The organism is Pedobacter westerhofensis, from assembly GCF_900182595.1.
Lineage (GTDB): Bacteria > Bacteroidota > Bacteroidia > Sphingobacteriales > Sphingobacteriaceae > Pedobacter > Pedobacter westerhofensis.
The window spans coordinates 451402-472782 of record NZ_FXTN01000001.1 but is presented as its reverse complement, the minus strand read 5'-3'; the positions used below and the strand labels follow the sequence as shown (position 1 = coordinate 472782).

At 43.4% G+C, this 21381-nt stretch carries 21 protein-coding genes and 1 pseudogene; 9 read left to right on the top strand and 13 right to left on the bottom strand.

All coding sequences use genetic code 11. From position 1 onward, the window contains the following. Nucleotides 1-687: a tRNA (adenosine(37)-N6)-threonylcarbamoyltransferase complex dimerization subunit type 1 TsaB gene (gene tsaB / locus FN831_RS01910; RefSeq protein ID WP_142526492.1), complete on the top strand. Its 687-nt coding sequence runs from the start codon at nucleotides 1-3 to the stop codon at nucleotides 685-687. Here tsaB and FN831_RS01905 read toward each other — a convergent pair. After that, nucleotides 684-2108 carry a DUF5723 family protein gene (locus tag FN831_RS01905; protein WP_142526491.1) on the bottom strand — a complete coding sequence of 475 codons (1425 nt, stop codon included), beginning with the start codon at nucleotides 2106-2108 and terminating at the stop codon, nucleotides 684-686. The genes tsaB and FN831_RS01905 overlap by 4 nt on opposite strands. A 101-nt stretch (nucleotides 2109-2209) precedes the next feature. Continuing rightward, complete coding sequence (locus tag FN831_RS01900; RefSeq protein WP_142526490.1) at nucleotides 2210-3799, bottom strand: hypothetical protein; 1590 nt, start codon at nucleotides 3797-3799, stop codon at nucleotides 2210-2212. A 91-nt stretch (nucleotides 3800-3890) separates the two neighbouring features. On the opposite strand from FN831_RS01900, the gene FN831_RS01895 reads away from it, so the two are divergent. Both FN831_RS01895 and priA read left to right on the top strand, forming a co-directional pair. Beyond that, nucleotides 3891-4277 carry a DUF423 domain-containing protein gene (locus FN831_RS01895; protein WP_142526489.1) on the top strand — a complete coding sequence of 129 codons (387 nt, stop codon included), beginning with the start codon at nucleotides 3891-3893 and terminating at the stop codon, nucleotides 4275-4277. Continuing rightward, complete coding sequence (gene priA, locus FN831_RS01890; RefSeq protein ID WP_142526488.1) at nucleotides 4278-6758, top strand: replication restart helicase PriA; 2481 nt, start codon at nucleotides 4278-4280, stop codon at nucleotides 6756-6758. On the opposite strand, the gene FN831_RS01885 is transcribed toward priA, so the two are convergent. Beyond that, entirely contained in the window at nucleotides 6755-7438 is a 684-nt protein-coding gene (locus FN831_RS01885; protein WP_142526487.1) for a hypothetical protein, read from the bottom strand. The two genes, priA and FN831_RS01885, sit on opposite strands and share 4 nt — an antisense overlap. A 261-nt stretch (nucleotides 7439-7699) precedes the next feature. On the opposite strand from FN831_RS01885, the gene FN831_RS01880 reads away from it, so the two are divergent. After that, nucleotides 7700-8356: a protein-L-isoaspartate(D-aspartate) O-methyltransferase gene (locus FN831_RS01880; RefSeq protein ID WP_142526486.1), complete on the top strand. Its 657-nt coding sequence runs from the start codon at nucleotides 7700-7702 to the stop codon at nucleotides 8354-8356. Between the two features lie 31 nt (nucleotides 8357-8387). Here the strand turns inward: FN831_RS01880 and smpB are convergent, their stop codons facing one another. From smpB to FN831_RS01865, 3 genes are all read right to left on the bottom strand, one after another. Beyond that, complete coding sequence (gene smpB / locus FN831_RS01875) at nucleotides 8388-8837, bottom strand: SsrA-binding protein SmpB (RefSeq protein ID WP_142526485.1); 450 nt, start codon at nucleotides 8835-8837, stop codon at nucleotides 8388-8390. A gap of 81 nt (nucleotides 8838-8918) precedes the next feature. After that, nucleotides 8919-10778 (bottom strand): Nramp family divalent metal transporter, encoded by a 1860-nt coding sequence (locus FN831_RS01870; protein WP_142526484.1) that lies wholly within the window; start codon nucleotides 10776-10778, stop codon nucleotides 8919-8921. A gap of 22 nt (nucleotides 10779-10800) precedes the next feature. Next, complete coding sequence (locus FN831_RS01865) at nucleotides 10801-11457, bottom strand: metal-dependent transcriptional regulator (RefSeq protein ID WP_142526483.1); 657 nt, start codon at nucleotides 11455-11457, stop codon at nucleotides 10801-10803. 138 nt (nucleotides 11458-11595) lie between these two features. Between FN831_RS01865 and FN831_RS01860 the strand changes: the two genes are divergently transcribed. Further along, nucleotides 11596-12066, top strand: a complete 471-nt coding sequence (locus FN831_RS01860; RefSeq protein WP_090554417.1) for an Lrp/AsnC family transcriptional regulator — start codon at nucleotides 11596-11598, stop codon at nucleotides 12064-12066. Here the strand turns inward: FN831_RS01860 and ung are convergent. Next, nucleotides 12063-12740: a uracil-DNA glycosylase gene (ung, locus tag FN831_RS01855; RefSeq protein WP_142526482.1), complete on the bottom strand. Its 678-nt coding sequence runs from the start codon at nucleotides 12738-12740 to the stop codon at nucleotides 12063-12065. The two genes, FN831_RS01860 and ung, sit on opposite strands and share 4 nt — an antisense overlap. A gap of 5 nt (nucleotides 12741-12745) precedes the next feature. Then, on the bottom strand, nucleotides 12746-13198 hold the full coding sequence (locus FN831_RS01850; RefSeq protein ID WP_142526481.1) for a thioredoxin domain-containing protein: 453 nt from the start codon (nucleotides 13196-13198) through the stop codon (nucleotides 12746-12748). A gap of 269 nt (nucleotides 13199-13467) precedes the next feature. On the opposite strand from FN831_RS01850, the gene FN831_RS01845 reads away from it, so the two are divergent. Further along, a complete protein-coding gene (locus FN831_RS01845) occupies nucleotides 13468-14010 on the top strand; it encodes a DUF2892 domain-containing protein (RefSeq protein ID WP_142526480.1) in 543 nt (180 codons plus the stop codon). Between the two features lie 525 nt (nucleotides 14011-14535). Continuing rightward, nucleotides 14536-14705: pseudogene (locus tag FN831_RS28370) on the top strand (transposase); the annotation flags it as partial. 76 nt (nucleotides 14706-14781) lie between these two features. Here the strand turns inward: FN831_RS28370 and FN831_RS01840 are convergent. The 5 genes from FN831_RS01840 to FN831_RS01820 all read right to left on the bottom strand — a co-directional run bounded on the left by FN831_RS01840 (nucleotide 14782) and on the right by FN831_RS01820 (nucleotide 20510). After that, nucleotides 14782-14994 carry a hypothetical protein gene (locus tag FN831_RS01840; RefSeq protein WP_142526479.1) on the bottom strand — a complete coding sequence of 71 codons (213 nt, stop codon included), beginning with the start codon at nucleotides 14992-14994 and terminating at the stop codon, nucleotides 14782-14784. A gap of 111 nt (nucleotides 14995-15105) precedes the next feature. Further along, complete coding sequence (gene lysS / locus FN831_RS01835; RefSeq protein WP_142526478.1) at nucleotides 15106-16830, bottom strand: lysine--tRNA ligase; 1725 nt, start codon at nucleotides 16828-16830, stop codon at nucleotides 15106-15108. A gap of 45 nt (nucleotides 16831-16875) precedes the next feature. Next, a complete protein-coding gene (locus FN831_RS01830) occupies nucleotides 16876-18789 on the bottom strand; it encodes an AMP-dependent synthetase/ligase (protein WP_142526477.1) in 1914 nt (637 codons plus the stop codon). 150 nt (nucleotides 18790-18939) lie between these two features. Next, entirely contained in the window at nucleotides 18940-19266 is a 327-nt protein-coding gene (locus FN831_RS01825) for a HesB/IscA family protein (protein WP_142526476.1), read from the bottom strand. A gap of 68 nt (nucleotides 19267-19334) precedes the next feature. Continuing rightward, on the bottom strand, nucleotides 19335-20510 hold the full coding sequence (locus FN831_RS01820) for an IscS subfamily cysteine desulfurase (RefSeq protein ID WP_142526475.1): 1176 nt from the start codon (nucleotides 20508-20510) through the stop codon (nucleotides 19335-19337). A gap of 126 nt (nucleotides 20511-20636) precedes the next feature. Between FN831_RS01820 and mce the strand changes: the two genes are divergently transcribed. Continuing rightward, nucleotides 20637-21053: a methylmalonyl-CoA epimerase gene (gene mce, locus FN831_RS01815; protein ID WP_142526474.1), complete on the top strand. Its 417-nt coding sequence runs from the start codon at nucleotides 20637-20639 to the stop codon at nucleotides 21051-21053. After that, the gene (locus FN831_RS01810) at nucleotides 21046-21333 is read left to right on the top strand and encodes a hypothetical protein (RefSeq protein WP_142526473.1); all 288 of its coding nucleotides are present in this window, start codon (nucleotides 21046-21048) and stop codon (nucleotides 21331-21333) included. The genes mce and FN831_RS01810 overlap by 8 nt, the downstream gene beginning before the upstream one ends. Nucleotides 21334-21381 lie beyond the last annotated feature (48 nt).

Below are 21381 nucleotides of genomic sequence, written 5' to 3'. Positions count from 1 at the left end.
ATGGCTACCATACTCCAAATCGAAACAGCTACATCAACATGTTCGGCTGCGCTCTCTCTCAACGGCGAAACGATCGCTTTAAAAGAACTTGCTGCCCAAAATATCCATGCGGGAAGCCTTACGCTGTTTATAGATGAGGTCATGCAGCTTGCCGGAATGGCTTATGCAAACCTGGACGCAATTGCCGTGAGCAAAGGCCCGGGCTCTTATACCGGTTTACGGATTGGGGTATCTACTGCCAAAGGAATTTGCTTTGCTGTAGATAAGCCGCTGATTGCAGTAAATACCCTGCAGATGATGGCTAAAGGTTTCCTGGATACCGCCAAAGATTACCAGGGTTACATTTGCCCGATGATTGATGCGAGAAGGATGGAGGTGTTTACTGCTATGTATGATCAGGATATGAATGAGGTGTTGCCTGTAACCGCCAAAATCATCGACGGGGATTCTTATCAGGAGCAGCTGCAGCATACGCAGGTAACCTTTATCGGCGACGGGGCAATGAAATGCAGTGATGCAATTGTATCTCCGAATGCACTCTTTTCAGCGGTTCAGTTTAATTCTGCTGCACACATGAGCCAGCTGGCCTTTGAGGCCTTTGGCAGGCAGGATTTTGAAGATGTAGCTTATTTTGAGCCTTATTATCTGAAAGATTTTGTAGTCACACAGGCAAAGAAGAAAGTCTAATCGCGGCCTTTGTGCTGGAATACCTTGAATATTCTTCTGAAAAAGCTGGTTTGCGTATCGTCGCCTACTCCAGGCATATAACTGCTGTTCTGCGGGTGTTCCACTACAAACCCGAATTTGATAGCCAGTCCCATATAAAATGATGCACCATAATAGCCTGAATTTACCACTGCTACTTTTTTAATAGCAGCCGATTTCAGTAGGTTGTCCGTTCCCAGGAAAAACTCAAAATTTGGTGTTTGATACATGCCCTGTGTGCCCAGCATCATAAAGCCGTTCATATTATAAGTAGGAGACAGGCTGACAGAAAACTCGTTGCGCTTAAAGGTGTTTACAAAAGCAGCGTCGCCACCCTGGTAAAACAGGTTTTTGGAAACAATCAGGCTTGGTGTATAGAAATCATATTTCCTGGAGATCATGAAATCAGCTTTGGCATTGGTGGCGGTATAAAAACCTTTCTGCCGGTCTGATTTTACGAAAACCTCATTGAGCTCATCTTCAAGGGTATTGGTATTGATATATTCCGGATTGTCAGGATCAATGGTCTCCCTGCCAACGGTAACGGCGCTGTTGACGTTAAAATCGTGCGACTGCTTGTTCCATTTGATAAAACCAAGGTCCTTGATGTTGGCCATGATAAATATACCGCTTTTGGCCTGGTATGTTGTACCCAAACTTACCGACATACCAGGGTTTTTAAAATTGGGCAGGAATGAATTTCTATCCAGTTCTTTTGCCCGCAGGAAGTTAGAACGGTAAGTGCCCTGCAGCCCTACAGTAAGGTCATCCGTTACGTGATTGATGGTAAGGCTTGAATTTGTAACGTTGATTTGGTTATAGGTGATGCCGCTCAGTAAGCTCAGCTTAGCGCCAAAAGCAAGTCTTTTATTCAGGTTTTCTCGGTACGTTACGCTAAACTGGTGGTACGACTGCCCAAAGCCGTTGCTGTTGAGCAATCCTGTCTGTGAGTTTGTAAAGCGGTTATAATCGCCAAAAACAACCAGGGTTTCATTGGTGTAATCGGCAAAAACGTCTGACCGTACCTGCCACGAAAATCCAAGCTCTTTGTTGTACTTGTACGACTGGAACATCCTGAAGGTGAGCAGGTAGATATTGGAGCTCTGAAAAAGCTTGTTCCGGTTGTTGTTGCCGATCAGCACGTTATCGGTATTGTAGGTGCTGTGATTGATCAGGTCGCTCAGCACATATTTGGAATCTCCTTTGTTTGCGGCATTTAAACCGAAATAGGGCAGAAGAAAGTTAGAAGCAAACTGGCGTGATGAATCGAGGACGAAGGCTTTCTGGGCCGGATTTTCAAAAGCGTCGAAGAGTGTTTTTGTATTAAACAGCCCGTATTGCTGTGCCTTAAGCTGTGTTACGGAAAATAATAAAGCACAGATCAGTAAGTATCTTTTAACCATAGTATGATAGCGTCCTTAAATATGAGGATTTTAATACTATAAAGCTATTATTTGGATGTTAAATTTTACCCCCATGTAAATCATTCACAATTTTTAGGGTATTATCTGATAATTGATAAGCTGTCAGTTATAGATTTATTATCGTTTTCAGCTAACCTGTTGATTAAGAAATTAGTCTGGAAATCACCCTGTCCGCCATTGAGCTGATAAATCATCGAACTGAATTTTCCAAGTCCTTTATCAGCCGCAAAATGTTTATAATAAGAGCTGAAAATGCTGTTGCGAACAATATCAGCAGAATTTTTGTGGTTAGCGTAAAAAGTAACACTCGCTGTGTTGGAGATCTGTGCGTACAGGTCTATATAGTCCGGCGTGCTTACCAGCAGCTCATTTCTTCTGTAATAGCTCAGGAATTCCTGCAGCGTAGCAGGCTGATTGGCAACAACCAGGTAATTATCTATGATCGTATAGTACGGCCTGCTAAATTTTTTGAAAGGTTCGCCAAAATACCCATACAGCAGGTCTGCCACTTTAAACAGCTTGATGTCGCTGTCATAATCTGTACTGATATCGATCAGCAGCTGTTTTACCTTATCTCCGTTGCTCAGATTGATTGCACCCAGGTTTTCTGAAGACCGCAGCTGAAAAGTGATCAGCTGATCTTTGAAATATCTGGGGAAGATATCATCCGGATTGAGGTGGTAAAGCTGATCAGTATGCTGAATGTTTTTTCTGACCAGCTGATCTTCTTTGTGCAGGCTGAACCAGCTGTTGAGCGACTTGTGCCACAGCTTGTAATCAGGTATGGCATACAGCCTGAAGTTTGCCGTATTGGCGGGCAAAAGGTTGTCCATACTGTTCTTTTGTGGCGCTGTTGCAGCATAGAGGCTCAGATAGTTTCCCGCGGCATTGAGCCGGGTGCTGCCGCTGAAAAACAAGCGCTCGCGGCTAAAATTATAGTTAAGTGCGGCAAAAGAATCCTGGTGGTTAAAGAGAGCCGTACTTCCGTTTAGATTGCCGGGCATCATTGATTTGAGCAGCGGCGGGATCTTATTAAAATCGATAAAGAGGTTGCCTACGCTGTTTTTCCCCAGTTTGCTGTTTAATTTAATATACTTTACAAAGTCCTCCGAGCTTTTTGAGGGGCTCTGGCTGAGTCCTGATTGTACCAGCTCCGGTTTGTCTGCCAGGAGCACCAGGTTTTTATCCAGCCCGAGGTAAAATACGGTACTGTCGTTCAGTGTTAGCTTGATCATCCCTGCGGCTTCTGTTACTTTAATGCCTGCCGACTGCAGGGCATCGGTGATCACAGGTTTCCCGGGCTCGCCGTTTAACTGTGTACTGATCAGGTAATTGATCTCCCTGGTCTTGCCGCCCGAGAAACTGATGAAAACATCCCTGTTTGCAATCAGGCTGTTTACCGCTGTATTGGAAATCAGAAGGTCTTTTAACAGGCTGAGCTGGTTAAAACGGCTTTCGCCCAGTACTTTTTCAAACAGATCCTGCCCCTTCAAAATTTCGAAGATGCTTTTATCGTTATGTATACAGAACACCAGTCCGGAGTTTGCGGTTGCAGCATGGAGGCTTACCTCGTTATACGTACTTTCCCTGTTCAGCCTGGAAAAATATAGGTATGCCATGCCAGACATCGCAGCGAGTAATATAATTAGGGTGAGGTATATTCTTTTCATTTGTATTTAAGCAAATTTAATTTAATAGTTGGATTACTAAGAAAATGCAAAGAGGTTTCTTAATTTTGTGGCAGCGATAAAAGCTAATTGAATGAATAGACGAATAATTTTAACTGCATCCTTTTTTGGTGCGGTGGCAGTAATGTTCGGCGCTTTTGGTGCCCACAGTTTGAAAAATGTTCTCTCTGCTGACCAGCTTGCTATATGGACCAAAGGAATTGAATACCAGTTTTACCATACTTTTGCCTTGCTTTTCTTATCTACCTTTGCGCGGTTCCGGACAAAACTGGTAGACATTTCATATTTTTGCTTTACCATAGGGATCGTACTTTTTTCGGGATCGCTTTACCTGCTGGCAACCAGGGAAATTACGCATATCAGCTTTGTAAATATAATAGGCCCCGTAACACCGCTGGGAGGCCTGCTCCTGATTGCAGGCTGGGCGATGCTCTTTTTTGCCGCATTAAAAAACAGATAAATGCAGGATCATATTGATATAGATTTTACAGAAAGGGATACCCTTTTCATCGAAGTTATTTTACCGCTTTCACTGTCAAAAAACTATATCTACCGGGTGCCCTTTCATTTAAATGAGCACACCGCCGTTGGTAAGAGGGTTATTGTTCAGTTTGGCAAGAATAAGATATACACTGCCCTGATCAGGAGCATCAGCCAGACTGCGCCCGAATTATATGCCGCAAAATATATCATCGATGTAATCGATGAGCATCCGGTGGTGAACCAGACGCAATTACAATTTTGGGAGTGGATGACAGATTATTATCTCTGTAATGAGGGAGATGTAATGTCGGCCGCCCTGCCTGCCGGCTTAAAGCTGGCCAGCGAAACGATCATCATCCTCCGTGAAGAGGTAAACCATCAGGAGCTTTTTGTGACGGATAAGGAAGCGGTACTGATTACGGCCCTGGAAAAACAAAAAAGGCTTACAGTTGATCAGATTTCTGCTCTGCTGGGACAAAAAACGGTGTTCCCCATCATCCGGTCGCTGCTGGACAAGGAAATTGTTTACATCGCGGAAGAGGTTGTAGAAAAATACAAGCCGCTGTTAAAATCATACATCACCCTCAATTCTTTTTATAAAGAGGAGGGGAATTTTAGACAATTGTTTGAAGTGCTGGAACGCGCTCCAAAACAACTGGATGCCCTGCTGGCATACATCAAACTGTCTAAAACAGGTCAGGAAATTTCACGTCAGCAACTGCTGGAAGACAGCAACTGCGGGCAGGCCGCACTCAAATCTTTGCTGGACAAGGAAATCTTTAGCCTGCATAAGAAAGCGGTAAGCCGCCTGCAGGATGAAAACGACGACCTGATCCTGAACTTTAAACTGAGCGAAGCGCAGAGCACCGCACTGGGCGGTATCGGAACCGCATTTGAGACAAAGGATGTAGTGCTGCTGCATGGCATCACTGCCTCGGGCAAAACCCAGGTCTATATCAAACTGATTGAGGAAGCCATTGCAAATGGCGGTCAGGTGCTTTTCCTGCTGCCCGAAATTGCACTGACTACACAGATCGTAGAACGGATAAAACGCTATTTTGGCGATGCCATCGGCGTATACCATTCCAAGTTTAACGACAACGAGCGCGTGGAGATCTGGAACAATGTGATCAACGGCAAATACCGGATCGTGCTTGGTGCACGTTCATCGGTTTTTCTGCCTTTTAATGCCTTAAAACTGATTGTAGTGGATGAAGAACATGAGTCGTCCTATAAACAGAATGAACCCGCACCACGTTATCAGGCAAGGGATGCTGCGGTATATCTGGCACATCTCCATAAGGCAAAGATCGTACTGGGCTCTGCCACACCTTCTATAGAAAGTTATTACAATGCACTGAACCATAAATATGGTTTGGTAACGCTGAATGAAAGGTTTGGAGGCGTAGAGCTTCCCCTGCAGGAGGTGGTAAGTATTTCTGAAGAAACCAAAAGAAAGAAAATGGTTTCTTATTTCTCCAGTGTGCTGATCGATGATATTACTGCAACACTGGAAAAAAAGGAACAGGTAATCCTGTTCCAGAACAGGAGAGGCTATGCAACCATCCTGATCTGCAAGACCTGCGGTTTTGCGCCCAAATGTGTGAACTGTGATGTGAGCCTTACCTTTCACAAAAGCAGCGGCAAACTGCATTGTCATTATTGCGGTTACCATGAAAGCAGCATGAATATCTGTCCTGCCTGCGGATCGGTACACATTGAGCAGAAGGGCTTTGGAACAGAGCGCGTGGAAGAAGAACTAAGCCTGATTTTTCCTGAGGTAAAGATTGCACGGCTGGACGTAGATAGTACCAGGACAAAGAACAGCCTGCAAAAGATCATCGGCGATTTCCAGGACAAGAAAACGGATATCCTGATTGGTACGCAGATGGTTGCCAAAGGACTGGATTTTGATAATGTGACGCTGATTGGCGTGATCAATGCCGATACGCTGCTCAATTACCCCGATTTCAGGGCTTTTGAGCGCAGTTATCAGCTGCTGGCGCAGGTTGCAGGCAGGGCAGGCCGGAGAGATAAACAGGGCAAGGTTTGCATCCAGGCCTATGATGACGACCACCGCATCATTAAGCAGGTAGTGGAAAACAATTACATCGCAATGTACAATGATGAGATTGAAGAACGCAGGCAGTTCCACTATCCTCCGTTTACAAGGCTGATATTTATCAACGTAAAACACAAGGACTCTAACCTGCTGAATGCCGCATCGGCGCATTTCGCAGCATTACTAAGGTCGCAGTTAGGTAACCGCGTATTGGGTCCGGAGCAGCCTCTGGTATCAAGGATCAGGAATTACTATATCAAACAGCTGATCATCAAATCAGACAAAGCAGACGCGATCCAGAAAGTGAAGGGTGTAATCAAACAAACGATTACCGATTTTAACAGTGAAAAAGCGTATAAAGGGATCATCATCCAGGTTGATGTAGACCCCTATTAGTTTTTATTCCCAAGATGGATCTGGATGCCTGCAGAAATAGGGTTCAGCAGAAATTCACCACGGTTAAACTTGTTCTGGCTCCTGATGGCTGACGCATCCTGTGAGGTGGTTTCCTGACGGATATAGGCATAATAAAACTCAATGCCGCTTTCAATAAAAAGTGATACCTGATTAACCGGGTTGATTTTAAACCCAATCACTGATGAGGCAGTTCCTCCGCTTTTGGTATCTTCAAGGGCATGAACTGAAGTAATGCTTTGCTGGTAATTTACAGTATTCAGGAGACCTTTAAACTGATTAAACCGGTATCCGATATCAATTGCAAAATAGGGCTGGATGCGTGCATAATTAAAATTTTTCTCCATCCCGATCTTAAAAGCATAGTCCTTTATCCTGCCATGCGCAAGTTCACAATTCATACAGGTGTTATTAAATGATAAAGACTTTTTTAAATAATTTCCGCTTACCCTGTAACTCACCTGGTTGTCGTTGAATTTGATCATCTCGCCGGTTATGGTATTGTTTACATACGTTTCTGAATTCTGGTTGAATATTTTTGGTGCCTGCAGGATGGAAAAGCCTCTGAGGGCGAGGGAATAATTATAGTTCCCGTTGACCTGTGCATAGGAATATCCTGACAGGAGCAAACCGGTCAGCAGCAGGAATGATGTTAACTTCATATGGTGATTAAATTGGGTGTGTTTACCCAAAAATATATGATATTTGTTAGCCGGATTAAAAAAGGCAAATACTAAATATTTTTGTTTTCTGAAGTAATTCTGCTACGTATTCTTAAATAAAATTGCCTCTTCCTTTGCGGGAAATTAATCCTGTGTTTGCAGACACTCAAGACAGTGATCTGGTGGTTTTTATGTTTTATATCAATTTTACTGTGTTAAATACAATTGATTTTTGCTCGCAAAGAAGTATTTTTGAGTTCAATGGCTTATAAATTTGTAGACAATTACCGGGAAAGGGGAGCGCGTAAAAAGCTGGTGGAGCATCTTGCGTCAAGAGGGATTACAGACCAGCGGGTGTTAAATGCAATTGGCAAAGTACCAAGACATTTCTTTTTTGATGAAACCTTCTGGAACCAGGCATACAAAGATATTGCTTTTCCTATCGGTGATGGCCAGACGATATCACAGCCTTATACGGTAGCCTATCAGAGCGAGCTGCTGCATATAACAAAAGGCGATAAAGTACTGGAGATTGGTACCGGCTCTGGCTACCAGACCTGTATACTGATGGAGCTTGGGGCTGAGGTGTACACAATTGAAAGACAGGAAAGTATTTACAGGCATACCATCAAAGTGCTTCCGGGAATGGGTTATCCTGCAAATTTCTTTTTCGGTGATGGCTCTATGGGGATTGCAGCTCATGCGCCATATCATAAGATCATCGTTACGGCCGGTGCACCATTTGTGCCCGAGATCTTGCTTAAACAACTTAAAATAGGTGGCATACTGGTGATCCCCGTAGGGAACGAACGATCACAGACGATGGTTACCGTGATCCGCATTAACGAGACAGAATTTGAGAAATTTGAACTTGATACCTTTAGGTTTGTCCCGCTGGTAGGAGATCAGGCCTGGTAATTCAGGCCTTTGCTGAAAATGCTGTGCAGGCCTAAACCTTTAATGCACGGTCCATTTCCCTTTTAGATTCGCGGTCTTTGATGCTGTCTCTTTTGTCAAATTCTTTCTTGCCCTGTGCCAGCGCGATTTCGATTTTGGCGAAACCTCTGTCATTGGTAAAGATACGCAGAGGCACAATGGTATATCCTTTTTCTTCACTTCTGAATTTCAGCTTTTTCAGCTCTTTTTTCTGCAGCAGCAGGATCCTGTCGCGCTTGATATCATGGTGGTGAAAAGAACTGTGGCTATATTCAGAAATATGAAGGTTCCTTACGTACAATACATTGCCGATAAACATACAGAAGGCATCAGTCATGTTGGCTTTGCCTTGTCTGATCGCTTTGATCTCTGTACCGAGCAGGGCAAGCCCCGCATCATATTTCTCAATGATATTATAATCGAAGTATGCTCTTTTATTTTTTATTTGAATATCGTTCTTCATAGAATTAACAAATATCAGAAAGATCTGCCGGTTTACAGCAGATTTATCTCAATTTAAACTGAACTTTCCTGCTGAAATGTCTTATCTGACAACCAATACAGGAATAGTTACTTTATGGCGTACAGACTCAACAGTAGTGCCAAATATCAGGTCTTTTAAACCTTTATGCCCATGGGCACCCATCACCAGCAGCTGCAGCTTATTGCCTTTGGTAATTTCGGCAATTGCAGTGGCGGTGCTGCCAAAGCCGATATGGGGTATGGCATGATAGCCCAGCTCTGCCAGGTTCTGGCAATATTTATCCAGGTTTTCTGCATCACTCAGCGTCTCATGGTCCATCGTTGCCTTGCCATGATAACGTGCTGCGGCGGTTTCTACGATATGTATCAGATGATAATCTGCACTTTTACCTCCCTGTATCAGGGCATGCCTGATGGTATTGCGGTCATTTTTAGAAAAATCTACGGTAATGCCGATCGTGGTATAGCTGATTTTTTCTATCACCTCTATATCCAGCGCAGTACCATGGGGAACATTATTTTTGACTTTGCTCCTGGCAATCAGCGGATATACGAAAACGTAGACCAGCATCAGGCCGATCAGCACAGCTACAGGAATAATCACCACATAAATATACCAGCCATCTGAGGCTTTTGCCCATCCGGCGATTTCTTCTACTACGAGCTTGATGTTCAGAAGAACGATTACACCAGCACTTAACCAGGCCAGCACCTTTACCCATAATTTAATGGCAAAGCCTTTCATTTCTTTTTTATCAGAAGTGAAATGGATCAGTGGGATCACGGCGAAACCCAGCTGCAGGCTTAATACCACCTGGCTCAGGATCAGCAATCCGCTCAGGGCGTCGTCCCCGAAATACAGAATCGTGAAAAATGCCGGTATGATGGCCAGCAGACGTGTGATCAGCCGGCGCAACCAGGGTTGTATCCTCAGGTTGATATGCCCTTCCATAATGATCTGTCCCGCCAGGGTACCGGTAACTGTAGAGCTTTGTCCGGCTGCAATCAGCGCCAGTGCAAACAATGTGGGCGCGATGCCGCCAAAAATATGCCCAAGTAATTTGTAGGCATCCTGGATCTCTGCTACTTCATGGTGCCCGTTTTTGAAAAAGGCAGCGGCAGCAAGGATCAGGATGGCCGCATTCACAAAAAATGCAAGATTGAGCGCTACTGCGGTATCTATAAAATTGAACTTTATGGCTTCTTTGATACCTTTTTCGTCTCTTTCAAATTTTCTTGTCTGTACCAGTGATGAGTGCAGGTAAAGATTATGCGGCATTACCGTGGCGCCAATAATCCCTATCGCGATATATAATGCCTGTCCGGACAGAAAAGAGGGCTTTAATCCGCCTACAATCTCTTTAAATGAGGGTTCAACGATGAACATCTCCACGAGAAATGAAAAGCCAACAATAAAGACCATCGAAACAATAAATACTTCCATCTTGCGCATGCCTTTATTCATCAGGAACAGCAGCAGTACAGTATCAAAAATAGTGATACTGATCCCCCAGATCAGGGGCAGGCCAAACAGCAGGTTTAATCCAATCGCCATACCGATAATTTCTGCGAGATCGCAGGCTACAATGGCGGTTTGTGCCAGTGCAAATAAGGGAATGTTTGCCCATTTGGGGTAGGCATTTCTGGAAGCCTGAGCGAGGTCGAGCCCGCGCACAATGCCCAGCCGGGCACTCAAAGACTGCAGCAACAGGGCAATCATGTTAGACATCAGCAGGATCCATATCAGCTGGTAGCCAAATTTACTTCCCCCCGCCAGATCGGTAGCCCAGTTTCCCGGATCCATATAGCCCACGCTGACCAGATAGGCGGGGCCGATGAAAGACAAGATCCTTTTCCAGCCGGTACGCTTACTGGTATTGACACTCTGATGTACTTCGCTTAGCGATTCTGCATTCTTCATTGGTAAATAATATTTTAAGGCGCTATTTATAGTTAACGAGGATCCGCTGGGTAACCTCTCTGCTTACATTAATTCTTTTGCCCTCTACCAGCAGTTCCACAGAACCGTCATAGTCGGCGATTTCTTCTATCTCAATCCGGATGCCAATGGTTAGCCCCAGTCTTTCCAGGTGTTTGAGAAAGGACGAGGTATATTCATTTACGCCAATGATCACTCCTTTATCACCCTGGCACATCTCATGAAGATGGATATTCTGATCAGGCTCAAAAATACCATCCTTATCAGGGATCGGGTCTCCGTGAGGATCTCTCTTGGGGAATCCGAGGAACTCATCCAGGCGCTCTACCAGTAAGCCGGAATTGATATGTTCCAGCTCCTCGGCAATGTCATGTACTTCGTCCCATTTAAACTTAAGCTTTTCTACCAGGAAAACCTCCCAGAGACGGTGTTTTCTGATTACGCCTACTGCCGTTGTTTTGCCCCTTTCGGTAAGTGTTACCCCCTGATATTTGATATAATCTATTAGCTGCTTGTCCGAAAGCTTTTTCAGCATATCCGTTACCGAAGCAGCACGCGTTTTCATTCCTTCTGCAATTGCATTGGTTTGTACGGGACTGTCGTTTAGCTGTGATAAATGATAGATGGTCTTCAGGTAGTTCTCCTCAGTGAAAGAATGCATTTTACAAGCCTAATTGAATATTTAGATAAATCTAAAAATTTTTTTATAAAATAAAGCATAATTTAAATGATATTTTTTAGAATTAAATTTGGTAAATAAGCTGTCGTTATTCTACCTTTGAGTTCAAGATCCAGGAAAATGGCAACAGAATTAGATAAAATAGATTTTAAAATACTTAGACTTTTACAGGAAAACGGAAGAATAACCAATCTACTTTTATCACAGGAAATTGGGCTGTCACCGGCACCTACTTTAGAAAGGGTCAGAAAGCTGGAGATGTCTGGTTTTATCAAAAGCTATCATGCGCTTGTTGATGAAGAGAAGCTTGGTTTAGGTATCAAGACCTTTATTCAGGTTCAGCTTGATTTTCATAAGAACAATACGATCCAGATTTTCCTGGATGAGGTAAACCAGATCAAGGAAATCACAGAATGCCACCACGTAACCGGACAGGCAGACTTTTTGCTGAAGGTTTATGTGAGCGATATCAAAGCCTATGAGAGATTAATCATGGATAAGATCAGTAAGATCAGCGTGGTGAAGACTTTTCAAACGATGATGATCATGTCTACCACGAAAAAAGAACCGATCGTACCCCTGGAATATTAACTGATCTGCCAGTTGATAGGTTTTTTACCGCTGGCAATCAATGCTGCATTGGTTTTTGAGAAAGGCCTGCTGCCAAAAAATCCTGTATAAGCGGAAAATGGAGAGGGATGGGCAGACTTGATCACCGTATGCTTTGTCTCATCGATTAATACCGACTTATTCTGTGCAAACTTTCCCCATAATAAAAATACCAAACCGCTTTTCTTTTCTGATAACTGGCGGATGGCCTGATCGGTAAATGCTTCCCATCCTTTGCCCTGGTGAGAATTGGCCTGATGGGCGCGTACCGTAAGGGTAGCGTTGAGCAGTAAAACCCCTTCTTCCGCCCACTGTGTCAGCTGTCCGTTATTGGGCGTGGTAAAACCTTCGATATCTGTTTCCAGCTCCTTATATATGTTTTTTAATGAAGGCGGGGCAACTACTCCTTTTTTTACTGAGAACGACAGCCCATGTGCCTGTCCTTCTCCATGATAGGGGTCCTGGCCAAGTATAACCACCTCAACTTTATCAAATGGGGTATAATTAAACGCATTAAAGATATCTGCGTTTTTAGGAAAGACCGTAATTCCCGCTTCTTTTTCCTGTACCAGAAAAGCCTTCAGGTCTTTCATGTACTGTTTTTCAAATTCAGGTTCAAGGACTTTTAACCAGCCTGGTTCTAATGCTGCTGACATGCTTTTTATTTGTTTGTTAAGATGTGTACCATATCGCTTTCGAGCGTGTTTTCCGGTGTTTCAATAATCCGACCAATTTCCCTGTCATTTTGTGATAGAATAAACGTAGGGACACTGGTGATGTTTAAGTGATCTGTTAAACCGTTTTCAGCTTTCTTGGTTTCATCTACGCAAATCAGGGAAATATTGTTTTCATTGATAGCAATGCTATCAGCGATTTTATAAAAGTGTGAAACATGTAATCTTGAATCACTGCACCAGGTGCCCATAACGATAACGATTTTGATATCTCCGGACAAGGGGGAGGTTTCTCCGTCCGGTTTTGTAATTCCCAGTAGCGGCTTCAATTCCTTCAATACTGCCGGATCAGGAGTATATCCGGAATATTCCGTATCATACTTTTCTTTCATTTCCGTTACCGAAAGGATGCTTTCGCGGGTACAATTGGTTGGGATCATTGATATTCCGTTTAATTTGATTGCCTGTACTGCGCCGGTGTGTAAAAATCCGGTGCTCAAGGATAACAAATATAAGCAGGAATGTTTTACATTGATATATTTATTGATATCCTCCTAATGATGTCGCAATTTCCAGAGCAAGCGGCCGGCGTGATGCTATTCAAAGGGTAGCTGTATCACCTGGTCACACGAATGATTAATTATTCTTTTAGCTCTGCTTTTTTGGTATATAAACACGATATTTGCATAAAAAATAATTAAAGATAGATATGCCAAACATAGTAAGACTTATCGCAGGTTTTGTGGTATTGGGTGCTGCGATAGCACTGATGATTTTCGGTTTCTGGGGCTGGGGTGTTTTAGCAGTACTCATTAGTTTGCTGATCATTGTTACCTTTTTCTATAATGAGAATATGCTGCTTGCACAGTGGTTTTTGCGTAAAGACGATATGACAAAAGCCGAACTGTATCTGAGGAAGATCACGAATTACGAAACTCAGCTGATCAGGATACAGCATGGTTACTACCAACTGCTGATGGGCCTGATTGAATCAAGAAAAGCACCGATGCAGTCAGAGAAGTATTTTAAGAAAGCACTTTCACTGGGTATGCAGATGGATCATAACATTGCCCTTGCCAAGCTCAGTTTAGCTGGTATTGCAATGGGAAAAAGAAACAAAAGGGAGGCGCAAATGTATCTGACAGAAGCAAAGAAAGCGGATAAAAATAAGCTACTTGCCGACCAGATCAAACAGATGAAAGATCAATTGGGAATGCTGGACAAGCAACAGCAGGTGAGATACAGCAGGTAATTTAACGTCGAATTGAGAACGCAGATTGTTTAAAATAAACAAACAGGCGGTATCTTAATGCTGTTACCAAATCAGAGAACCTGCATTTCCGGGCGTTTAGCATATGGGCTTCCCTGTGTTGCCATAATTACCAGATAAAGTGTAATTGTTGGTTTGTTTTCACCTTAACCATGCTTCATCCCTGCACTGTTTAGCTATCGTTCGTATACTGGTTTGCTTGATAACGTATCTTTACCGTTTCAGCTCCGTATTTGCACCGTACCATGCTTACCCCATCCATACCACAACCATACTGCAATTATACCTAAGGAGTAAAGATGCAGTATGGTTGTGGTATGGATGGAGTATTAAAGGGGTACAGAAGGTACGGTACAGGAACGGTTGTAAAACGGTACAGGATCGTTTTTGAACAAAACGATGATACAGCATGATACGAACGGACAACGGTTGAGAAATGTAAATAATAGGTTTCTCAATTCCAAAATGACCGTGTGTTCTTTAAAGAGAGGTGCAGGAAGCCATTGAATCTTCGCTAATATTAAACAGAACCATGGTTTCTGCCGCTTTATGCTCCGAGGTAAAGAAAAAGTTGAAATCGAATGGGGATTGAGCGCATCGCACAAAATCTAAGAAAAAAGCAACTTGACAGCGCTACTTTTCTCTCTTTTGGCCGGTTCTTAAAAACATTCACCTGAAACTTCAGAAAAACAACATCAAGGGCAAAAATAAATAAAAAAAGGCTAACATTTGTTCAATGATACAGCGTTTTTTTTATTTCTCATTTAAACTGTCAAAATTTTCATTCTCATTCAGTCCGCCTCTGCTGATGATGTCATCATCCATGTAATCTTTGCTTTTGCTAAAGAACAGTTGCTCAGACTGAATTCTTTTGATCAGCTGACGAATCAGGGACAAATCAAAAGCATCCTTGCTTAATTTTATGCAGTATTCGTTTTCGGTAATTTCCAGACTAGAGTTATTCATAGCTTTACAAATTATTTGTGTCTGGTAAAAATAAAAAAGGGCTGCCATAAATCATTACGGCAGCCCTTTAAGTCTTTGTTATCTTTATGTTAAGCTAATCAGGTAGTTTGCCTAAGAAAACCAAGCCGTTACATCTTCTTTTGAAGGCATAGTAAGATCCAGTTTCAGTTTCTTGCGCATCCCGCCCAGGTCGTTAAACACCTTATTGGCATTTGCTCCGGCAAGATCCTCAATCGTATTGAAACCCATTTTCCTGATCACCTGCACCCATTCTGCCGGTATTCCTGCATTTACAAAATCTTCATCAGTAGTCACCTTTGCTTTTTTCTCCGGTCTCATCTGGGGGAAGAAAAGTACTTCCTGGATGGTAGACTGGTTAGTCATCAGCATCACCAGACGGTCGATCCCTACACCTAATCCCGATGTTGGCGGCATACCGTATTCCAGTGCGCGTACAAAATCATCATCCATCGCCATGGCTTCATCATCGCCCCTGTCTGCTAATTTCAGCTGGTCTTCAAAGCGTTCTTTCTGATCAATCGGGTCATTGAGCTCAGAATAAGCGTTGCCAATCTCTTTACCCATTACAAATAGCTCAAAACGCTCTACCAGCCCTTCTTTGCTTCTGTGTTTTTTTGCCAGGGGAGTCATCTCAATAGGGTAGTCGGTAATATAGGTTGGCTGGATCAGGTTGGCTTCTACCTTTTCACTAAACAGCTCATCGATCAGTTTGCCACGGCCCATTGATGAATTAACTTCTATATTCAGGCTTTTGCATGTAGCTACCAGTTCCTCTTCTGTCATTGCAGAAACGTCGATGCCTGTATATTTCTGAATCGACTCATACATGGTTAGTTTCTCGTACGGCCCTGCAAAATTGATCTCGTGCTCTCCAACTTTAACTACCGGTTTGCCGTGTATCGCCATTGCAACCTTTTCAAGGCATTCTTCTACCATGGCCATCATCCAGATATAATCCTTATAGGCCACATAGATTTCCATCGCGGTATATTCCGGATTGTGCGTGCGGTCCATGCCTTCATTTCTAAACATTTTGCCGAACTCATATACACCATCAAAACCGGCAACGATCAGTCTCTTCAGGTACAGCTCATTGGCTATCCTGAGGTATAATGGCATATCCAGGGTATTGTGGTGTGTTTCAAACGGACGTGCCGCGGCACCACCATGTATGGCCTGAAGGATAGGTGTTTCTACCTCCATCCAGCCCTGCTGGTCAAAGTAATTCCGCATGGTGCTGATCACCTTTGAGCGGTTGATAAAAATCTGTTTAAAGTCTGGATTTACCGTCAGATCCACATAACGCTGTCTGTATCTCAGCTCAGGATCGGTAAAGCCATCATAAATATTTCCTTCCTCATCACGTTTAACAACGGGCAGAGGTTTTAGTGATTTTGATAATAAAGTGAATTCAGTAACATGAACAGAGATTTCGCCGGTTTGAGTAGTGAATACATATCCTTTGATACCTATGAAATCGCCCAGATCCAGTAATTTCTTGAAAACGGTATTGTAAAGTGTCTTGTCTTCCTCCGGGCATAGGTCGTCTCTCTTCAGGTAAACCTGGATACGGCCTGTTGAATCCTGTAACTCGGCAAAGGCTGCGCTGCCCATGATACGCCTGGTCATGATCCTGCCGGCAAAGCTTACGTTTTGATAAGCTTCCTTATTTTCCTCATTGTAGTTTGCTAAGATATCTTCAGCGGTTGTGTTGATCTCATAACCTTCGGCAGGGTAGGGATCAATGCCCAGTTCTCGCAACTGTACAAGCGCATTTCTGCGCAATATTTCTTGTTCTGATAGTCCTGTACTCATATGTTCAGCAAAAATAGTAAAATAGAAGATTCTTTTTAGAAAATTCTAATCTGCCTCTACAGATGCCATATACATCCCGGCGATACTTTCGGCATATTTCGTTTCTACTACTTTACGTTTGATTTTCATAGTAGGGGTGATCTCGCCTTCATCCATGCTAAAGGGGTTTCTTTTGATCATGAAATTTTTAATGCGCTCAAACTTGGCCAGTTCTTTGGAGAAGAGTTTGATATCCTGGTTGATCCATTCAACGATCTCAGGCTCCGTAATAAATATTTCCGGCGATTCAAAAAACTCATTTGGCAAGCCAAATTTTTCCTGCATGCTCTCCCTGTTTGGGATCACAATAGCTGTAAGATATTCCCTTTTATCACCAATCAGAAAGATCTGCTCAATCTTAAGGCTCTTTAAATAAATGTTTTCTACGGGGGTAGGGTAAACGTTTTTACCGTAAGCATTAACGATCATGTTTTTTAGACGGTCGGTAATCTGCAGATATCCTTTGTAGAACCTGCCGATATCGCCCGTATGGAACCAGTTGTCCTTATCAATAGCCTCTGCGGTTTCTGCAGGTTTATTGAAATAGCCCTGCATAACGCAATGGCCGCGCACAATGATTTCTCCTTCAGGACATACAAAGTTTTCATCAAAGGTATCGTGTGTCTGTATATTGATGATCTCTTTGGTTTCGATATCCTGTATGGCTACTTCAATGCCGGGGATAACCCTTCCCACGGTACCATATACCTGTCTGTTGGCCTCGCTGAAAGTCATTACCGGTGAGGTTTCGGTTAAGCCAAATCCTTCACATACCTTGATGCCAAGGTTGCCAAAAAACTCTCCTACATTTTTTGGGAGAGCGGCTCCGCCGGAAATCAGAAATTTTAGCCTTCCGCCTGTTTTTTCCTTGATCTTGCTGAATACTAATTTTTCTGCGATCATTTTTTCCGTAGAAAGCAGTATGCCCGGCGTTTTTCCTTCATCCAGTTTCTGGCGGTAATTTTTACCGGTTTCCATTGCCCAAAGGAAAATCCTGGCTTTAACACCGCCTTCGGCAGTACCGCTTTTGTAAGCTTTATCGTGGATGCGCTCCAGTAGGCGCGGCACACAGTTCATCACGGTAGGCCTTACTTCCATCATATTTTTGGCCAGCAGCTCCAGGCTCTGGGCAAATGCCATGGTACATCCGGCTGTGCAGCATACATGGTAGGTAGCGGTGCGCTCAAAAACATGCGAGAGCGGCAGGAAGGACAGAAAGACATCGTCCTTATCAATTACTTCCATCTGTGTGAGGCATACCTTTACATTCTCTACAAAGTTATTGTGCGACAGCATTACGCCTTTTGGCGTACCTGTTGTGCCCGAGGTGTATACCAGTGAGGAAGTGTCTGAGGGACTGATTGTTTCACGTATGGCCCTGATGTCATGCTGATATTGCGCCGTTTTTATTTTACCGGTGCTGAGCAAATCTTCAAAGCTGATGATCTGAAGATGAAGATCAGCAGGGACAGTGATTTTTTCATGGTCATCAAAAGCCGGGATAATATATTCCAGTCGCCTGCAGTTTGCAGCGATCTTTAATATCTTTTTATACAAAAAGTTATTGCCAACCAGTATTGCCCGCATGCCCGAGTCGTTGATAATATATTCAACCTCATGTTCAGACAGGGTAGGGTAAATGGATACGTTGATTGCCCCGATCTGCTGTACACCCTGATCATAGAAGATATAGTCCGGCCCGTTTTCGATCATCAGCCCCATTCTGTCTCCTTTAACAATACCCTTTTCCAGGAAAAAGGCAGCCACCGCATCGGCATTTTCAAGTGTTGTTTTAAATGAGATATTTTCCCAGCTTTCTGCTTTTTTATGGATAAGAAAAGTAGATTCAGGAGAATGAATATTTTCTACTACGTTCCGCAATAAACCGGGAACGGTAGATATTTGGTCAGATGATGGCATATTGGTTGTATTTGCGAATGCAATAATAGAGTTTTTATCAGAGGAACACAATAATAGTACATTCCGGAGGAGATAATTCCCCCGGTATCCGGGAGGCAGTTAATGCGAAAAGGGTACCATAGGCACCCTCACAAAATTTTTTAAGAAATTTTAGACAGAGAAACTTTCCCCGCATCCGCATGAGCGGGTTGCATTTGGATTGTTAAAGGCAAAGCCTTTTCCGTTTAATCCGTCGGTAAAATCAAGTTCGGTACCTGCCAGATATAAAAATGATTTCATATCTAATGCAATGCGTACACCTTTATCTTCAAAAAACTGATCGTCTTTTTTTGCTTCGTTATCGAAATCCAGATTATACGATAATCCTGAACATCCGCCGCCTTTTACAGAAACCCGTAAAAAATAGTCGGTATCCATTTGAGATTCCTGCATCAAGTGATCAATTTTGCCTTTCGCTTTTTCTGTAATCGTGATCATATGCTTAAGTTTAATATATAAATGGCAGCTAAAATGATGCCATGTGTTTAAGTAGTTAATAATGTCATTTATTCTTTAACCATCTCCCACAGGGGAGAAAGATTTCTGAGCTGCTTTAGCTCTTTTTTTGCGCTTTCAATTGCGTAATCCACTTCTTCTGCCGTGGTAAACCTTCCAAGGCCAAATCTGATCGCAGAATGGGCAATATCGTCAGACAGTCCGAGATGTTTTAATACATAGGAAGGTTCCAGTGATGCAGATGTGCAGGCCGAACCCGAAGATACTGCAACATCTTTCATGGCCATCATCAGGCCTTCGCCAGCGACATATTTAAAGGACATATTGGATACATGCGGCAGGCGCTGACTGGTACTGCCATTAACCTGGCTTTCTTCAATTAACAGCAGTGCCTGCTCCAGTTTGTCCCTTAAGGCAGACAGGCGTTTTGCTTCTTCATCCATTTCCAGCCGGCACAATTCGCAGGCTTTGCCCAGGCCCACAATGCCCGGAACATTCAGCGTGCCTGAACGCATGCCGCGTTCATGGCCACCTCCGTCCATCTGGGCGGTAAGTTTTACCCTTGGGTTTTTTCGGCGGACGTACAATGCGCCTACCCCTTTGGGACCGTAAAGTTTATGCGCGCTGAGGGCCAGCAGGTCTATTCCGTCAGCATCTACATCAACAGGGATCTTTCCCACGGCCTGTGTGGCATCGGTCATAAATAGAGCACCGTATTGATGTGCGATGGCAGAAATTTCCCTGATGGGCTGAATTACACCTATCTCATTGTTTCCATACATCACCGTTACGAGGATCGTTTCTGCGGTCATGGCGGCTTCCAGCTCCGCAAGATCAATCAGGCCGTCTTCCTTTACATTGAGGTATGTGACCCTGGCACCCAGCTTCTCCAGATGTATACAGGTATCCAGCACAGCCTTGTGTTCTGTTGCAACTGTAACGATATGGTTCCCCTTTCCCTGGTACATCTCATAAACACCTTTGATACCCAGATTGTCTGCTTCTGTGGCGCCTGAAGTAAAGATGATCTCTTTGTCAGTGCAGCCGATTAACTTTGCAACCTGTTCACGTGCATAATCCACGCCCTCTTCTGCAACCCAGCCAAATACATGGCTGCGGCTTGCGGCATTGCCGAACTTGCTGGTAAAGTAAGGCAGCATCGCTTCCAGGACTCTTGGATCAAGAGGTGTGGTTGCATTGTTATCGAGGTAAACCGGAAATTCCATCGTTATTTATTTCGTTCGCTGTACTATACAAAGGTACTAAAAAAGATTACCAAAAAATCCGGGCAGCTGCTATGATACCAGTCACAAAACATGCATTTTTACATTTTTCTAACCATACAGCAGGAGATGAATAAAATTGAACATATCGGCATTGCGGTAAAAGATCTCGGCCTGTCATGTGAGCTTTATGAAAAGCTGCTGGGCGTTCCTGCCTACAAGCATGAACAGGTTGCGTCAGAAGGTGTTTCTACAGCCTTTTTTAAAACAGGGGAAAGCAAAATAGAGCTGCTTGCTGCTACAGCAGATAACAGCGCGATTGCATCCTTTATTGAGAAAAGAGGAGAGGGCATCCATCATATTGCCTTTGATGTAAGCGATATTTACGCGGAAATGGAAAGACTAAAGAAGGAAGGTTTTACAGTCTTAAACCAGGAACCGAAGCTGGGGGCCGACAATAAACTGATCTGCTTTTTACATCCAAAAGGCACAAATGGAGTTTTGGTTGAACTGTGCCAGGAAATTAAATCAGCATCAAATGGATGATATCAGGGCGCTCAGCAGGATTATAGAAAGGGACTTTGAACTGGAGGAAGAACTGACGGAAGAGCTCATCAGGCAGAAAATGGTACATGCTTTTACCTGGCTGCTGGATAATGACATCGCTAAAATGATGAATATATTATACCGTGCCGATGTGGATGAAGAGAAGCTGAAATCGCTGCTGATCAGCCGTTCTCAGCTGCCCTCTGCAGAAGTAATTGCAGATGAATACATTAGCCGGCAAAAACAGAAAGTGGAGACCTGGAAAAAGTATAGTACATAATTTTTCATTAATTCTTGTATATAAAAAATATAATTAGGATATTTGCAA

What these genes read in the sequence shown, in the direction of transcription:
- tsaB (WP_142526492.1), top strand. Translation starts at nt 1, where the DNA reads ATGGCTACCATACTCCAAATCGAAACAGCTACATCAACATGTTCGGCT.
- FN831_RS01905 (WP_142526491.1), bottom strand. Translation starts at nt 2,108, where the DNA reads ATGGTTAAAAGATACTTACTGATCTGTGCTTTATTATTTTCCGTAACA.
- FN831_RS01900 (WP_142526490.1), bottom strand. Translation starts at nt 3,799, where the DNA reads ATGAAAAGAATATACCTCACCCTAATTATATTACTCGCTGCGATGTCT.
- FN831_RS01895 (WP_142526489.1), top strand. Translation starts at nt 3,891, where the DNA reads ATGAATAGACGAATAATTTTAACTGCATCCTTTTTTGGTGCGGTGGCA.
- priA (WP_142526488.1), top strand. Translation starts at nt 4,278, where the DNA reads ATGCAGGATCATATTGATATAGATTTTACAGAAAGGGATACCCTTTTC.
- FN831_RS01885 (WP_142526487.1), bottom strand. Translation starts at nt 7,438, where the DNA reads ATGAAGTTAACATCATTCCTGCTGCTGACCGGTTTGCTCCTGTCAGGA.
- FN831_RS01880 (WP_142526486.1), top strand. Translation starts at nt 7,700, where the DNA reads ATGGCTTATAAATTTGTAGACAATTACCGGGAAAGGGGAGCGCGTAAA.
- smpB (WP_142526485.1), bottom strand. Translation starts at nt 8,837, where the DNA reads ATGAAGAACGATATTCAAATAAAAAATAAAAGAGCATACTTCGATTAT.
- FN831_RS01870 (WP_142526484.1), bottom strand. Translation starts at nt 10,778, where the DNA reads ATGAAGAATGCAGAATCGCTAAGCGAAGTACATCAGAGTGTCAATACC.
- FN831_RS01865 (WP_142526483.1), bottom strand. Translation starts at nt 11,457, where the DNA reads ATGCATTCTTTCACTGAGGAGAACTACCTGAAGACCATCTATCATTTA.
- FN831_RS01860 (WP_090554417.1), top strand. Translation starts at nt 11,596, where the DNA reads ATGGCAACAGAATTAGATAAAATAGATTTTAAAATACTTAGACTTTTA.
- ung (WP_142526482.1), bottom strand. Translation starts at nt 12,740, where the DNA reads ATGTCAGCAGCATTAGAACCAGGCTGGTTAAAAGTCCTTGAACCTGAA.
- FN831_RS01850 (WP_142526481.1), bottom strand. Translation starts at nt 13,198, where the DNA reads ATGATCCCAACCAATTGTACCCGCGAAAGCATCCTTTCGGTAACGGAA.
- FN831_RS01845 (WP_142526480.1), top strand. Translation starts at nt 13,468, where the DNA reads ATGCCAAACATAGTAAGACTTATCGCAGGTTTTGTGGTATTGGGTGCT.
- FN831_RS01840 (WP_142526479.1), bottom strand. Translation starts at nt 14,994, where the DNA reads ATGAATAACTCTAGTCTGGAAATTACCGAAAACGAATACTGCATAAAA.
- lysS (WP_142526478.1), bottom strand. Translation starts at nt 16,830, where the DNA reads ATGAGTACAGGACTATCAGAACAAGAAATATTGCGCAGAAATGCGCTT.
- FN831_RS01830 (WP_142526477.1), bottom strand. Translation starts at nt 18,789, where the DNA reads ATGCCATCATCTGACCAAATATCTACCGTTCCCGGTTTATTGCGGAAC.
- FN831_RS01825 (WP_142526476.1), bottom strand. Translation starts at nt 19,266, where the DNA reads ATGATCACGATTACAGAAAAAGCGAAAGGCAAAATTGATCACTTGATG.
- FN831_RS01820 (WP_142526475.1), bottom strand. Translation starts at nt 20,510, where the DNA reads ATGGAATTTCCGGTTTACCTCGATAACAATGCAACCACACCTCTTGAT.
- mce (WP_142526474.1), top strand. Translation starts at nt 20,637, where the DNA reads ATGAATAAAATTGAACATATCGGCATTGCGGTAAAAGATCTCGGCCTG.
- FN831_RS01810 (WP_142526473.1), top strand. Translation starts at nt 21,046, where the DNA reads ATGGATGATATCAGGGCGCTCAGCAGGATTATAGAAAGGGACTTTGAA.